The sequence below is a fragment of the Paucibacter hankyongi genome, assembly GCF_037482915.1.
Lineage (GTDB): Bacteria > Pseudomonadota > Gammaproteobacteria > Burkholderiales > Burkholderiaceae_C > Paucibacter_A > Paucibacter_A hankyongi.
Genome location: NZ_JBBHJX010000001.1, coordinates 578,205 through 592,332, shown reverse-complemented (window position 1 = coordinate 592,332; position 14,128 = coordinate 578,205). Strand labels below are relative to the sequence as shown.

Annotated in this window: 12 protein-coding genes; 11 read left to right on the top strand and 1 reads right to left on the bottom strand. The window is 58.7% G+C overall.

What is annotated here, in order from left to right; genetic code table 11:
* Positions 1–25: 25 nt before the first annotated feature.
* Positions 26–1,228, top strand: a complete 1,203-nt coding sequence (locus WG899_RS02605; RefSeq protein ID WP_339594050.1) for an HlyD family type I secretion periplasmic adaptor subunit — start codon at positions 26–28, stop codon at positions 1,226–1,228.
* A gap of 111 nt (positions 1,229–1,339) precedes the next feature.
* On the opposite strand, the gene WG899_RS02600 is transcribed toward WG899_RS02605, so the two are convergent.
* Positions 1,340–3,481 (bottom strand): glycosyltransferase family 10 domain-containing protein, encoded by a 2,142-nt coding sequence (locus WG899_RS02600; RefSeq protein ID WP_339594049.1) that lies wholly within the window; start codon positions 3,479–3,481, stop codon positions 1,340–1,342.
* Positions 3,482–3,819: 338 nt separating this feature from the next.
* Here WG899_RS02600 and WG899_RS02595 point away from each other — a divergent pair, with 338 nt between their 5' ends.
* From WG899_RS02595 to WG899_RS02550, 10 genes are all read left to right on the top strand, one after another.
* On the top strand, positions 3,820–4,896 hold the full coding sequence (locus tag WG899_RS02595) for a 2Fe-2S iron-sulfur cluster-binding protein (protein ID WP_339594048.1): 1,077 nt from the start codon (positions 3,820–3,822) through the stop codon (positions 4,894–4,896).
* Positions 4,897–4,917: 21 nt separating this feature from the next.
* Positions 4,918–5,691, top strand: a complete 774-nt coding sequence (rfbF, locus tag WG899_RS02590) for a glucose-1-phosphate cytidylyltransferase (protein WP_339594047.1) — start codon at positions 4,918–4,920, stop codon at positions 5,689–5,691.
* Positions 5,692–5,699: 8 nt separating this feature from the next.
* Positions 5,700–6,791 carry a CDP-glucose 4,6-dehydratase gene (gene rfbG / locus WG899_RS02585; protein ID WP_444718803.1) on the top strand — a complete coding sequence of 364 codons (1,092 nt, stop codon included), beginning with the start codon at positions 5,700–5,702 and terminating at the stop codon, positions 6,789–6,791.
* Positions 6,788–8,140, top strand: a complete 1,353-nt coding sequence (gene rfbH, locus WG899_RS02580; protein WP_339594045.1) for a lipopolysaccharide biosynthesis protein RfbH — start codon at positions 6,788–6,790, stop codon at positions 8,138–8,140. The genes rfbG and rfbH overlap by 4 nt, the downstream gene beginning before the upstream one ends.
* Positions 8,140–9,204: an NAD-dependent epimerase/dehydratase family protein gene (locus tag WG899_RS02575; RefSeq protein ID WP_339594044.1), complete on the top strand. Its 1,065-nt coding sequence runs from the start codon at positions 8,140–8,142 to the stop codon at positions 9,202–9,204. Before rfbH ends, WG899_RS02575 begins: the two co-directional genes overlap by 1 nt.
* Entirely contained in the window at positions 9,201–10,031 is an 831-nt protein-coding gene (locus WG899_RS02570) for a transketolase (protein WP_339594043.1), read from the top strand. Before WG899_RS02575 ends, WG899_RS02570 begins: the two co-directional genes overlap by 4 nt.
* Positions 10,024–10,923, top strand: a complete 900-nt coding sequence (locus WG899_RS02565; protein WP_339594042.1) for a transketolase family protein — start codon at positions 10,024–10,026, stop codon at positions 10,921–10,923. Before WG899_RS02570 ends, WG899_RS02565 begins: the two co-directional genes overlap by 8 nt.
* The gene (locus WG899_RS02560) at positions 10,920–11,681 is read left to right on the top strand and encodes an O-fucosyltransferase family protein (protein WP_339594041.1); all 762 of its coding nucleotides are present in this window, start codon (positions 10,920–10,922) and stop codon (positions 11,679–11,681) included. The genes WG899_RS02565 and WG899_RS02560 overlap by 4 nt, the downstream gene beginning before the upstream one ends.
* A 169-nt stretch (positions 11,682–11,850) precedes the next feature.
* Positions 11,851–13,305, top strand: a complete 1,455-nt coding sequence (locus WG899_RS02555) for a TolC family protein (RefSeq protein WP_339594040.1) — start codon at positions 11,851–11,853, stop codon at positions 13,303–13,305.
* Between the two features lie 16 nt (positions 13,306–13,321).
* Positions 13,322–14,116 carry a glycosyltransferase family 2 protein gene (locus WG899_RS02550; protein WP_339594039.1) on the top strand — a complete coding sequence of 265 codons (795 nt, stop codon included), beginning with the start codon at positions 13,322–13,324 and terminating at the stop codon, positions 14,114–14,116.
* Positions 14,117–14,128 lie beyond the last annotated feature (12 nt).

The window sequence follows — 14,128 nt, the reverse complement described above, 5'->3', positions numbered from 1 at the left end:
TCCGTAGTTCAAAAAGAGATAAGCGATGACGCTAGCCCGCGACGAGGGAATGTTTTTGAGCAGTTTGGCCGCGGCCCAACTCGATGAGCCATTGCCGCGGGTGACCTGGGCCTTGTATCTGGTGTTGGCCGCGATCGTGGTTGCCGTGGTCTGGTCCACCATGGCCAAGGTCGATATGGTGACCCGCACCGACGGTCGTGTGGTGCCCGATGGCCGCGAACAAATCATCTCCACCATGGAGATCGGCATTCTGAGTGAAATGTTGGTGCACGAGGGCGAGGAGGTGGAGCAGGGCGAAGAGCTTGTTCGACTCGACCCCACCCGTGTAGAAGCGCAGCAAAGCGAAGCGCAGGTGAAGCGTTTCTCCCTCAAGGCTGCGGCAGCTCGTCTGAGTGCCGAGGCTTCGGGCCGTCCATTGGCTTTTCCTGCGGAACTGAAGAGCCACAAGGCGCTGATCGATGCCGAGTCGGAGTCTTATGAGCTGCGCAAAAAGCTGCTGGAAGAAGCGGTGAGCAGCATTAATCGCAGCGCCTCGCTGCTGTCCACTGAAATGAAAGTGGCTCAAGATCTGTCTGCCAAGGGCTTGATGTCGAATGTGGAAGTGATGCGTTTGAGCCGCCAGGTCAACGAGTTGCAGCAGCAGCGCAATGAACGTATCAGCCGCTTCAAACAAGAAGCCAGCGGCGAGCTGGTTAAAGTGCAAAACGAATTGGCCATGCTGGACGAGCAAATGGTGGTCCGGGAGGACTCGCTGGCCCGCACCGTGCTGAAATCACCGGTCAATGGCTTGGTGAAGAACATCCGCAGCAATACCGTGGGCGGGGTGGTCACGGCCGGAGCGCCCATCATGGAAATTGTGCCCATGGGAGGGCGGGTGCTGGTGGAGGCCCGAATCAAGCCCATGGACGTGGGTTTCATCCATGTTGGCCAAAAGGCTACCGTGAAGCTTTCGAGTTATGACTTCAATGTGTTTGGCGGCTTGATTGGCCGTGTGGAGTACATCAGCCCTGACGCACTGGGAGATGCCGAAACGCCAAATGGTGACGCCCGCTATTACCGGGCGCGCATCAGCGCCGAGAAGAACACCCTGCTGAAGTCCAGGGGTGAGCAGCTTCCGGTGATTCCCGGCATGACCGCCACCGTCGAGATCAAGACCGGCGAGCGTTCAGTGATGAGCTTCCTGCTGCGTCCGATGATGAAGTCCACCGAGGCCATGCGCGAGCGTTGAATATGGCTTCACGTGGCGCCTAAATCAAAGTCCCTGAGTCAAAAGGGGCGTCCCTCATCGGGACGCCCCTTTTTCTTTGGGACTGATTGGAAGGGGGCTACCGAATTCGCTTCAGCCCGCCAAATCGGGGAACAGGCTGTCCGTCTCCTCGTCATGCAGCGGGAAGCTGCGTGGGCCACGGAAGAAGCTGGTCTCGCTGAAAGCACTCAGGCTTTGGCCATTGCTCGGTTGCACTGAGGCGAGCAATCGAGTGATCAATGCTCGATTGGCTTCTGGAACTGGTGAGCTGTTGAGAATGGCATCCATGATCCCTGCCATCACCCAGGGGTCGATTTCCTCACGCAGGCCCAAGCCGGCCTCGGCACTGGTCGTTTTGACCCGGAAGTGGTAATGCCCCATGGCCAATAGGCGCTGCGTGAGTTCCGGCACCTTGCTGCGGCGGGAGTCAAGAGAACGCGGTCGGGTGAAGCTGAAAAAGGGCAGGGGCCGACGCTCGACATCCGCCAAGGTCAGGGCCTGCCAGATGTCGTTGGGGTAGTTGACATGCGGATGCTCAGGGTCATAGCGCTCACGCATGAGCTGCAGCAAATCGCTGGAAAACAGCGAGTTCGCGCCACTGGCAAAGGTCAGGCCTGACAGTTCAGGCGGCGAATTCAGACGTGCGGGAGAGCCAGCGAAACAGCCGCTGGTGGGCAAGGTGTCGAGTAATGTCGACAGGCCGCGGAAGTCGATCACGGAGGTGACCGTGGTTTGGAACAGAAAGAAGGGCTCTTCGTGCTGACGCAAAAGATAGTCATAGACCGCTTGCTGCCGATAAATGGTGTCGCGGTTTTCTTTGCTGGACCAAATGCCTGAAGCGGCATAACCCGTTTCCGCAGAAGCTAGGTTTTGACCATCGCTAGTACCGACCACGAGGTCGTAACCGTCGTGACGCACTTCGCCTCGGGGAAGCTTGGTACTTGTGCGCGCAAAGACGGCCTCGACATTGGGATAGTGGGTCAGGAAAAACTGCCAGAGCGCGCGTGCGCGAGTAAAGACGGGCAACTCGTCGCCATAGCCAAAATACACAAGCAGCTTGGGGCCTCCGGCCTTCTTAAAGGAATCTCGTTGCAGCTCTTTCTCGTTTGGTCGGGCCGGGCTCGGGGTCAGGGGCGAGGACAGGGGGAATTCAATCGCCAGACTGGTCAAATTTTGTTGCAGAGTGACAGCCTGGCAGGGGTCGGCCGGACCTTGACCACGCAGGTCCCAGTTGAGAATGCCAGTGACCGTGTCGAAGAAGCATTCGCTGGAAAACGGATACGCCTTGGTGCCGTTGAGGAAGCTTTGAATGCGGTCCAAGTAGGCACCATGCTCTTCAGCACTCATACGGGAGAGCTTGTTGTAGAGCTCCGGATAGCTGCTGAAGTTGCGCAGATCGATGAAGCAATCCTCCGGAATCCAACGTTCGATGTTCGGGGCTCCGCCGTAAACAGGCACGGTGCCAGCGCGGAGACAGTCCAGTGCTTTCTCGGTGACATAGCCCGGGATGTTTTTCGCGTTCTCGTAGCAGATGGAGAAGCGGTACTGCGCCAGAGTGTCGAGTTTGTCTTGCACCGCCCCGCGGTAACTCGGAAATGCCGCAGCATCCCAGCCCATGCCATAGAGGTCGAAGTCCGCAGGCGCATTGTGTTCAAACCATCGAATCGCTCGCACCCGTTCGGAATAGAGTTCATTGGGGTGTGCCGAGGCTTTGGCCCCGGCAATCACCGTGGCCAGTTTGCGGTGCTCAAACAAAGATTTTTGCGTGCTGAAGTCATAGGGGCGCTGTAGATCGGCCGCAAAATTGGTCTTGATGTAACGAGTGCCGTCAACCAAAGCATCGTTCCAGGTCAGGACGCGATCGAATTGGCGGTGGTAGTCGGTATCCCAGTTGTCTGGCTTGATAACGTTGCACTCAAACAGCATCAAATACTTCTTGATGGGCGCTTGCAACAAGGCATCAATCAGCGGCCTTCCGGGGCGTGGCCGGTCCATGAAGATCACCGCATCCAGATCAGCGGGACCTTGGATTTGGTCCAGTGTGACGAAATCGATGCCCATCTCCTTACCGCGCGCATAGAGATCACACCAGGGCTTCAGCAGATTGGCGCCAACCGAGGTGTTGGGGTTCTTGAACAAAAAACCGTCGCGCGTGATCTCTTCGTAATAGTTCCAGACGCCGACGCGAAGGCGCTTCAGGGAGACCGTGGTACTGCGATTGACTGGTTCATTCATGGAGTCGTCCGGGCTCATGGGTTCGGCTGTGTGGGGCTTGCAAAGCGACGCAAGTTTGGGCGCACTCAGGCGCACAGGCGAACAAATATAGCGGCTGGACTGTCCGTCAAAGGCGAGGAAAAGAGTGCTCTATCGCGGCGTTTAGCCGCTTTGAGTAGGGGGTGTATGCCTAGCTTCACAACCGGAAGAATCGTGTCTTCCCGTCATTGACGCGGCGTATACCCGCAGATCGGTCGCGTTAGTTGGACTCAGCCTTGGCGTTACTGAGCGAATTCGTGCGAATTCGGCAGCTAGCCCGGTTCTATTCGACAGCTTGACGCTTTGGCATCGAGATTAAGATGCCCGGCAAGCTGCTGATGGCCTCTAACAACGCCCTGGCGCATTCCCTCATGCAACGCCTTTTTGCAGGCACAACGTCCGTGATTGAACCGTCCCTCGTTACTCTCGCGAATCGAAAGCAGTTCGAGGCTCCAGCTGATATCAGCTTGCTGGATGCTGCTCGTTCTGCCGGTTTGGTGTTGGAGCACAGCTGCCGCACCGGTCGTTGCGGAAGTTGCCGGGTTCAGGTTTTGCAAGGGCAGACCCGAGCTCTGCTTGATGACAGTTTGCTGTCGGCGGAAGAGCGCGCAGCCGGCTGGGTATTGAGCTGCGCTAGCGCCGCCACTTCCGATCTGGAGTTGGATGCCGAAGACCTCGGGGCGGCCGCAGCCATCACGGTCAAGACTTTGCCGGCGCGAATCGATTCAATGGAGCAGCCGGCCCCAGACGTACTTCGAGTCAAACTGCGCTTGCCGCCGAATAGCCGCTTGGAGTTTTTGCCAGGACAGTACCTCAACATCATCGGCCCAGCCGGTGTGCGTCGCAGCTATTCCCTGGCGGCGGCGCCGGCAGCTGATGGCGGGTTAGAACTGCAAGTCCGCGCCGTGGCTCAAGGCCAGCTGAGTACTTACTGGTTCGAGCAGGCGAAGCAGAACGATCTGTTGAGGCTGGAGGGGCCGCACGGCAGTTTCTTCATGCGCGAAGTGGCAGGGCGCGATGTGGTGTTTCTCGCGACCGGCACTGGCATTGCGCCACTCAAGGCCATGATGGAAGCCTTGCAGCGCATGCCCGCCGAGGCGCAGCCGGGCTCCTTGCAATTGCTGTGGGGTGGTCGTTTGCCGGTCGATCTTTATTGGTCCGTACCAGACATGCCTGCTTGGTTCAGTTACACGCCGGTGCTGTCGCGCGCAGGGGCTGCTTGGACCGGCGCGCGAGGCCATGTACAGGATGTCTTGCTACAGCAGCGGCCTGATATGCGGGGCATTGCCGTGTATGCCTGCGGTTCATTGGCCATGATAGAGGCGGCTCGCCGCCAATTGTTGGCCGCCGGGGTGCTGCCGCGAGATTTCCACTCTGATGCCTTTGTCAGCGCCTGAAAAACAAGGAATGAAGCCTTTATGAAAGCAGTGATTCTTGCCGGTGGCCTGGGCACGCGACTCAGCGAAGAAACCGCCGCTCGGCCCAAGCCCATGGTTGAGGTGGGGGGCAAGCCGATTCTGTGGCACATCCTCAAGATGTACGCTCATCACGGCATCAATGACTTTGTGATCTGCTGTGGCTACAAGGGTTATGTCATCAAGGAGTTCTTTTCGAACTACTTCATGCACATGTCGGACATCACTTTCGATATGCGTTCCAACCGCATGGAGGTCCATCACAAACGCGCCGAGCCCTGGAATGTGACCCTGGTGGACACCGGCGAGCATTCCATGACCGGCGGGCGCCTCAAGCGTGTGGCCAAGTATGTGGAGTTGGATGAAGCTTTTTGCTTCACCTATGGCGATGGTGTCAGCGACGTCGACATCAGCGCCAGCATCGAATTCCACCGCAATCATGGCAAGTTAGCGACGCTCACTGCCACCTATCCGCCTGCACGCTTTGGTGCGCTGGATCTAGAGGGCGATCAGGTCAAAAGCTTCAAGGAGAAGCCCTTCGGCGAGGGCGGCATGATCAATGGGGGCTTTTTTGTCCTCAGTCCTCAGGTGATTTCGCTGCTGGATGACGATCGCACCATTTGGGAGCGTGAGCCCTTGGATACCTTGGCCGCACGCGGTGAACTGATGGCCTATCAGCACCACGGCTTCTGGCAACCCATGGACACTTTGCGCGACAAAGTCTTGCTGGATGATTTGTGGGCCAGTGGCAAAGCGCCCTGGAAGAAGTGGGATTGAGGATGAGCATGGTCGTGAACCCAGACGTCACTTTCTGGCGCGGACGCCGTGTGCTTCTGACCGGCCACACTGGCTTCAAAGGCAGTTGGCTGGCCCTGTGGCTGCAGTCTCTGGGTGCCGAGGTGCATGGTTTTGCATTGCCGGCTCCGACCGATCCGGCCTTGTTTGATCAGGCCAAGGTGAGCGCCGACATGGCCAGCTCGACCCTGGCTGATATCCGTGATTTGGCGGCAGTCCAAGGTGTGTTCGAGCGCAGCAAGCCTGAGATCTTGCTGCATTTGGCCGCGCAACCGCTGGTGCGCCTGTCGTATGAACAACCGGTGGAGACCTTCGCCACCAATGTGATGGGCACAGTGCATGTGTTGGAAGTCGCCAGGCAATGTGAAAGCCTGCGTGCCATCGTCAATGTGACCACCGACAAGTGCTACGAGAACCGTGAGTGGGTCTGGGGCTATCGTGAAAATGAAGCGATGGGCGGGCATGACCCCTACAGCGCCAGCAAGGGCTGTGCAGAGTTGGTGACTGCCGCTTATCGGCGTTCGTTTTTGTCTCAGGGCCGCGTGGCACTGGCCAGCGCACGCGCTGGGAATGTGATCGGCGGAGGTGACTGGGCTGCAGATCGCCTAGTGCCCGATATCTTGCGGGCCTTCGAACGCAAGGAGCCTGTGCTCATCCGCAATCCGCATGCCATCCGCCCATGGCAACATGTGCTCGAACCGCTGTCCGGCTACTTGGTTCTGGCGGAGCAATTGTTCACCCAAGGCCAGAGCCACGCTGAAGCTTGGAACTTTGGCCCGCGCGATGACGATGTGCAGCCGGTGCAGTGGATTGTTGAGCGCCTGGTATCCGAGTGGGGCAATGGTGCGAGCTGGAAGCTGAACCTTGGTGACCATCCCCACGAGGCCAACTACCTGAAGCTGGACATCGCCAAGGCTCGGCAAGGTCTGGGCTGGCAGCCACGCTGGACCCTGGCACAAGCGCTGTCTCGCATCGTCGAGTGGCAGCAAGCTTGGCTTGCCGGACAGGACATGCAGGCCCTGTGCCGGCATCAAATTGAACAGTACATCAAGTCATCGAACTCCACGGAATCCGCAGCATGAGCGCAAGCCCCATTACCTTTCAACCCCAGCTCGACAAGCTGCGCAGCCAGATCGCTGATTTGGTTCAGCAATACGCCGATATTGCGCACGCCCCCAAGCCCTTCGTGCCGGGCGAGTCTTTTGTGCCGGTGTCCGGCAAGGTGATTGGCGCTAAAGAGTTGCAGTTGATGGTTGATGCCTCACTGGACGGATGGCTGACCACCGGCCGCTTCAATGCGATGTTTGAACAACGTCTGGCACAGTTTCTCGGCGTCAAACACCTGATTACGGTGAACTCAGGCTCCTCGGCGAATCTGGTGGCTTTCTCTACCCTGACCAGCCCCCGTCTTGGCGATCGCGCCATCAAGCCAGGCGACGAGGTGATTGGTGTGGCCGCAGGCTTTCCGACCACGGTTAATCCCATTTTGCAGTTTGGCGCCGTGCCAGTCTTTGTCGACGTTGACCTCGCCACTCACAATATTGACGCCAGTTTGATCGAGGCCGCCATCTCGCCCAAGACCAAAGCGATCATGTTGGCGCATTCGCTGGGCAACCCTTTCAATCTGGATGTTGTCACGGCCCTTTGCAAAAAGCATGGCTTGTGGTTGGTGGAAGACTGCTGTGATGCGTTGGGCGCTACTTACAAAGGCCAGATGGTCGGCACTTTTGGCGATATTGGTACCTTGAGTTTTTATCCAGCGCATCACATCACCATGGGTGAGGGTGGGGCGGTGTTTACGAATAACGCTGAACTCAAGCTGATCGCCGAGTCCTTTCGAGACTGGGGCCGTGACTGTTACTGCCCGCCCGGCAAGGACAACACCTGCAACAAGCGTTTTTGCTGGAGCAAAAAAGAGCTTGGCGGTGATCTGCCGGACGGTTACGACCACAAATACACCTATAGCCATCTGGGCTACAACCTGAAGATCAGCGATATGCAAGCCGCCTGCGCGCTGGCTCAGCTGGATCGTTTGGAGGAATTCATCGCCACGCGCCGCGCCAATTTCAGCTACCTGAAGAGCCGACTGCAAAGCTGTGCTGAGTGTTTGCATCTGCCCGAGGCGACACCAGGCTCGGAGCCTTCTTGGTTTGGTTTTCCCTTGATCCTGAAGGACAGCGCTGGTGTGAAGCGGGCTGACCTGATCAATTTCTTGGAGCAAAACAAGATTGGTACTCGCCTGCTCTTCGCGGGTAATTTGACCAAGCAGCCCTATATGGCGGGCCGAAATTTCCGCGTCAGCGGCAGCCTCACCAACACCGATGTGGTGATGAATCAAACTTTCTGGCTGGGCACCTTCCCGGGCTTGGGCGAACCTCAATTGGATTTCATTGCCGACAAGCTCGAAGAGTTCTTCGGACTGAACTTCTGATGGACTCTATGGCTCTGTCCGCGACACCCTTGGGCTTGCCGCCCGAGGACCTGGCCCATGTCTTGGACGGAGTGGGCGGCGACTGGCAGGCCTTGCGCGGCCAAAGGCTGCTGCTTACCGGCGGCACGGGTTTCATCGGCAAATGGTTGTTGGGCAGCTTTTTGTGGGCCAACCGTACTTTGGCGCTGAACGCCCGTGTCCTTGTATTGAGCCGCGATGTTGCGTCTTTTCGAGTGCAACATCCTGAGTTGGCCGCCGCGCCCGAGATCGAATGGCTGCAAGGTGATGTGCGCAGCTTCACTTTGGCCCCAGGTCAATCTTGCGCCTGGGCCATCCATGCGGCGACCGATGTTGCCCTCAATCCCAAACCCGCCGAAGTCTTGGACGTCTGTGTGCTCGGCACACAAAACTTGTTGATGCAAGCGCGCCAGTCCGGCGTTGGGCGTTTGCTGCTCCTGAGTTCTGGCGCGGTCTATGGCCGGCAGCCCAGTGCTGTTGAGCGTTTGTCAGAGGATTTCAGCGGCGCACCTGACTGCTTGACGCCCAGTTCGGCTTATGGCGAAGGCAAACGCGTCAGCGAGTTGCTGTGCGCCATGGCCGCAGCCGAGACCGGCATGGAGATCCCCGTCGCGCGCTGCTTTGCTTTTGTCGGCCCGCATTTGCCCTTGGACCGACAGTTCGCCATCGGCAACTTCATTGGAGCTGCGTTGCGTGGCGAAGACCTGCTCATTCAAGGCGATGGCACACCATTGCGTAGCTACCTCTACGCTGCGGATCTGGCGTTGTGGCTATGGAAGCTTTTGTTCCGAGGCAAGAGCTCGCGAGCCTACAACGTCGGCGGCCATGAGTCGGTCTCCATTGCACAACTGGCGCAGCGTGTGACCGCTGCGTTGGGGGCCGTGTCTGCCGTCAAGATTGCGCGTCAGCCCCAGTCCGGCGTGCCTGCACAGGCCTATTTGCCGGACCTACAACGGATCGAATCCGAGCTGAGCCTTCGCGTTCGTATCGATTTGGATGAAGCTATTCAAAGAACTGCCCGCTGGGCACAAAAGGCCAGACCATGAGTTCAGTCATTCAAGACATCGTGGACACCCAAAGCTTTGCGCGGCGCATGCGCGCCAATGCCCTGCGCATGGTGCAGCGTGCACGCGCATCGCATATCGGCTCGGCGCTGTCCATTTGCGACATCGTCGCGGTGCTGTACGGACGAGTGATGAAGCTTGATCCCAGCCAGCCCGCTTGGGTCGAGCGTGACCGCTTTATCTTGAGCAAAGGCCACGCTTGTGTGGCCATCTACGCCGCTTTGGCCGAGGCCGGATTTATCGCCGAAGCCGATCTGCTCAGCTATGGGCAAGACCATTCGATGCTGATGAACCACATCAGTCACAAAGTGCCCGGCGTTGAGTTTTCCACCGGCTCGTTGGGCCACGGCCTGTCCTTCGGTGTCGGCAAGGCCTTGGCAGCGAAGAAGCGTGGGCAGGCCTGGCGGACTTTTGTGCAGCTCAGCGATGGCGAGTTGGGCGAGGGCTCCAATTGGGAGGCCTTGATGTTTGCGGCGCACCATGGTCTCGACAATTTGGTGGCCATCATTGACTACAACAAATTGCAAAGTCTCACCACGGTGGAGAAAACTCTGCGCATCGAACCTTTGGCCGACAAGCTGCGCGCCTTCGGTTGGGCGGTGCGAGAGGTCGACGGTCATGACCATGAGGCACTGAGCGAAGCTCTGGCCGGCGCGCCGTGGCAGCCTGGCCAACCTTCTGTTTTGATCGCGCACACGATCAAGGGTCGGGGGGTGAGTTTCATGGAGAACAGCGTGGACTGGCATTACCGCTCGCCCAATGCCGAACAACTCGAACAGGCCCTCAAGGAACTGCAGGCCCATGCGTAATGCCTTTATTCAAGAGTTGGTAACGCTGGCACGCGCCCATCCACACATTGCTTTGGTGGTCGGCGATTTGGGCTATTCGGTGATCGAGCCCTTTGCCGACGAGTTCCCCGATCGCTTCATCAATGCTGGGGTGGCAGAGCAAAACATGACCGGCTTGGCCGCCGGCATGGCCTCCGAGGGCTACCATGTCTTCACCTATTCCATCGCCAATTTCCCAACCTTCCGTTGCGCTGAGCAGATCCGTAACGATGTGGATTACCACCGCTTGCCCGTGACGGTGGTCTCGGTCGGTGGCGGCCTCGCTTATGGCGCCCTCGGCTACTCGCACCATGCAGTGCAAGACTACGCGTTGATCCGTTCCTTCCCCAATATGTTGATCGCTGCGCCGGGTGATCCGATGGAGGTGCGAGCTTGCTTGCGCTATCTGGTGGCTAATCCTGGGCCGTCTTATTTGCGTCTGGGCAAGGCCGGCGAGCCATGCTTTCATACCGAACCCCCTGCGCTTGAGCCCGGGTGCTGGTTGCCGGTGCGGCCTGGCAGCGGCCCCAAGGCGGTGCTGACAACCGGCGCAGGGCTGGGGATTGCGATGGGCTGGCCCGGTGATTGGACTCTCCAGCCGGTCTACAGCATGCCGCTCTGGTCGCTGGCCTCGAAACGTGCACAAGCCGCACGACTGGCCGGGTTTCAGCGCGTGCTGACAGTGGAGGACCACTTGCTCGACGGCGGCTTTGGCTCCTGGATGCTGGAGGCGCGAGCCCTGGCGCCAGAGGTGCAGGCCCAGGTCTTGCCGCTAGCCTTGAGTGCCGAGGTCTGTGGCACCGTCGGCTCGCAAGCCATGCTCAATGCCCTCGGGGGGCTCGATCAACCGCCCAGTTCATTTCTAATCGCATGACCCAACTTATCACCTTCACCGGCGGGCTCGGCGCCCAGTTGTTCAGCGCTGCGGGCTACTTCTATCTGGAAAAAACGGGCCAAGCTGTGGCAGCTGACCTGCGCTACTTTGAGCGCCCAGAGCAAGTGGCCACGCCGGGTATCAGCGGTCAGGTCTCGCACTGGGCTTGGGACTTGGATCATTACGGCCTGAGCAAGGCCAGCTTTCGTACGGCCAGTTCGGGGAACTTGGTACCTGATGGTGCAGAGAAGATCCGTCTGGCCATGTGCGGCTTTAACGAACCCGCTGTGGTGGAGCGCTTCAAGCTCTTACCGGCAGTCTTGGCTCAGCGTCAACGGCTCTTTGGCCAAGACAGCTATGCCTGCTTGCATGTGCGGCGCGGCGACTATCTGAACGTGGCCACTTATATCGTTGACGACGAGGCGTTGTGCCGTGCTGTTTCCAAGGTGGTGCGTCTGGTCAAGCATCTGCTGGTGGTGAGCGACACGCCGCTGTCGCCCAAAATGGTGGAGTTGTTGTCGGCCTTGCCAATCGAAGCGGTCGTCGCGATTGGTGGCGAAGCCCTGATGGTGCATGGGCTGATGCGTCTGGCAGATGTGCTGGTGTGTTCCAACAGCCAATACTCGCTCTCCGCAGCGGTGATGCGGGACAAGTACAGCCTGACGCTGTATCCCGCTCGCCATGATGGAGACCCGGCCAGCTATTCCAATGCCTTTCTGGGCTCGATTCGAGAGTTCCAACTGCTCAGTCGTTTTTAGTTCCAGTACTGGGGAGCTGCAGTCCAGGCCGGGCAATGAGCTGATTTAGGCCAAGTCTGCCAAGTTGTTCACCAATTTGCCGGACTCGCTCTGTGTTCAAGTAGCAGCTATGTTACGAGAGCACCCCAAAGAGCTAACGCCCATATTGCCTGGTCCCCGAGGCAAGACTGTGGCCACTGTTTTCGCCGCTGTCCATCGCTGCTGGCGGCAATGCGCGCCAGTCGCTGCGGCCTTCTTGCTCCTCAGTTCGGCCGACATGGCCCTGGCTCAGTCACAAGGCCAGGTGCGAAAACCCGGCAAGGCCGCGGCCGCCAATGCCCCAGCTCCGGCGTCCAAAGAGCAAACCGCCAGCCCTAGCATGTGCGGTGAAGAAGATGCTCTTCCGTCCAGTCGCGGTCGTGATGCCAGTACCTTTGAGCCTTCGGCCGTTGACCCGCGCAGTCAGCTGATTGATTTGGTGAACTTGGCGATTCAACGCAGCCAGGCACAAGGGGCGAGCAATCTATTGGCCCAGGCGGCCCGTGATGAATGGGAAGAGGCGCGCGCCGCCCGTATGCCTCAGGTCAGCTTGGGGGCTTCGCTGCTCAGCGTGGGTAACAAGCCCAGCAATCAAGAGTTAGTCAAGGGCACGCAGGGGCATGCCAGCCTGCAGGTCACGGCGCCGCTCTACAGCTCTGGTCGTATCGAGCAGCTTGCCAATTGGCGCGGCCAACTGGCCGAGTCGGCTCGCTATGGCATGCTCAATTCCGAGCAGCAGATCGCCTTGCAGACGGTGGCCCTGGCCTTGGATCGCAGTCGCTACAACTTGCAAATTCAGGTCTACGGTCAGTATGTGCGCCGCATGTCCTGCCTGATTGAGTCTTTGGAGACCATCGTCAAGTCCGATAAGGGGCGCTCCAGCGAGTTGGTGCAGGCGCAAAAGACTCGGCAACAGATCGAGTTAACGGTGGACCAGGTACGCAGCACCTTGCGCCAAATTGAAACCCGGCTGCGCCGCTTTGTTGGCGATGTGTTGCCGCCCAGCGCCAGCTACTCTTCACTGCTGATGAGCGTGCCTGCTGTTGATGAGATGCAAAACGATGCGTCGGAAGCGGCTGAGGTGCAGCAACTCGCCGCCCAGGCTCGGGCCCAGTCCAGTTACGCCGAGTCTGTGCAGGCTGCCAACCGGCCGCAAGTCAGCTTGGCCGTGAATCTGGATTCCAACACCGGTTTGTCAAAAAGCAATGCCTGGGGTGCAGGATTGAGCGTCACGATTCCAATCTTCACTCCGGGTTCTGACTATGGCCTGAGCGCTGCGCGCAAGCGTGCAGAAGCGGCCCGTTTGCAAAAAGAAGACTCCATCGAATCGCGGCGTTACCGCGTGTTGGATGTCCATGAGTCGGCGACCTCATCGTTTGCGCGCGCGCGTAGCGTGGTGGAAATTCTGCGTAACAGCGATCGTCTCCGCACTGCGACCTTGCAGCAATGGCAGTTGCTGGGGCGACGCTCCTTGTTTGACGTAATCGGCGCGGAGTCGGACTACTATGGGTTGCGGATCTTGCATTTGAACGCGCTCAGCGATGGTCAACAGGCTGTGGCCATTCTGTGGTCTATGGGCCGCGGCGTGATGACCCCGATCAAATAGCCCAACTCATCTAGCCATGACTCCCTTCTTCAGCTTCATCGTTCCGACCCATCTTCGCGCTAGTTTGCTGCGCCGTTCCATCGGCTCCATTCGGGCTCAAACGATGGACGACTTTGAGATCATCGTGGTAGCAGACGCCCTGGATCAAGAAACAGCGCTGGTGGCAGCCGAATTGCTGCGACCCGAAGACACATTTGTCAAACGCTCCGGCACACCGGGCCCGGCTCAAAGCCGCAACGAGGGCATGCGGCATGCCCGTGGTGAGTGGGTGATCTTCCTGGATGACGATGACAGCTTGATGCCCGAGCATTTGGCCACGCTGGTGCATCAGATCAAGCACGATGGCGGTAGCAAAAAAGTCTATTTCTCCGACTTGCAGGTGGTGATGGAGAACCGCACCGAATCCGGCATCGAACGTTTGCGTGTCGATGCAGTGCAACTCAAAGACCGGCCCGTGGAGTCGCTTTTTGTGAGGAACTTCATTCCGAACAATGTGCTGGCCTTCAGGCGCGATGTCTTGGAAGGTTGCGAAGTCGATTGGCACTTGGCTTCGCAAGAGGACTGGGACTTTCTGCTGGCAGTCTGCGTCAAAGCCATGCCGAGCTACTACCCCGGCGGCGGCGCCGTGGTGCACAAGGATGTGAATCCCGGTACACGCCGCGGCACGCAGACCACCTCCAATGATCTGACGGTCGTGCTCGATTTCTTGCACATCTACCGTCGTTGGCCCGCGCCCAACGAAGGATTGCGCGAACAACGACAGGCCCTGATCAAAGGCGTGGGGCTAGACCTGCCGGTCTCTTGGTTTTGAGCGTTTGAGGTC

Bases quoted from the DNA above. Each gene is read 5' to 3' on its own strand.
- rfbG (WP_444718803.1), top strand. From the start codon at position 5,700: ATGGTCGTGAACCCAGACGTCACTTTCTGGCGCGGACGCCGTGTGCTT.
- rfbH (WP_339594045.1), top strand. From the start codon at position 6,788: ATGAGCGCAAGCCCCATTACCTTTCAACCCCAGCTCGACAAGCTGCGC.
- WG899_RS02575 (WP_339594044.1), top strand. From the start codon at position 8,140: ATGGACTCTATGGCTCTGTCCGCGACACCCTTGGGCTTGCCGCCCGAG.
- WG899_RS02600 (WP_339594049.1), bottom strand. From the start codon at position 3,481: ATGAATGAACCAGTCAATCGCAGTACCACGGTCTCCCTGAAGCGCCTT.
- WG899_RS02565 (WP_339594042.1), top strand. From the start codon at position 10,024: ATGCGTAATGCCTTTATTCAAGAGTTGGTAACGCTGGCACGCGCCCAT.
- WG899_RS02570 (WP_339594043.1), top strand. From the start codon at position 9,201: ATGAGTTCAGTCATTCAAGACATCGTGGACACCCAAAGCTTTGCGCGG.
- WG899_RS02595 (WP_339594048.1), top strand. From the start codon at position 3,820: ATGCCCGGCAAGCTGCTGATGGCCTCTAACAACGCCCTGGCGCATTCC.
- rfbF (WP_339594047.1), top strand. From the start codon at position 4,918: ATGAAAGCAGTGATTCTTGCCGGTGGCCTGGGCACGCGACTCAGCGAA.
- WG899_RS02605 (WP_339594050.1), top strand. From the start codon at position 26: ATGACGCTAGCCCGCGACGAGGGAATGTTTTTGAGCAGTTTGGCCGCG.
- WG899_RS02560 (WP_339594041.1), top strand. From the start codon at position 10,920: ATGACCCAACTTATCACCTTCACCGGCGGGCTCGGCGCCCAGTTGTTC.
- WG899_RS02550 (WP_339594039.1), top strand. From the start codon at position 13,322: ATGACTCCCTTCTTCAGCTTCATCGTTCCGACCCATCTTCGCGCTAGT.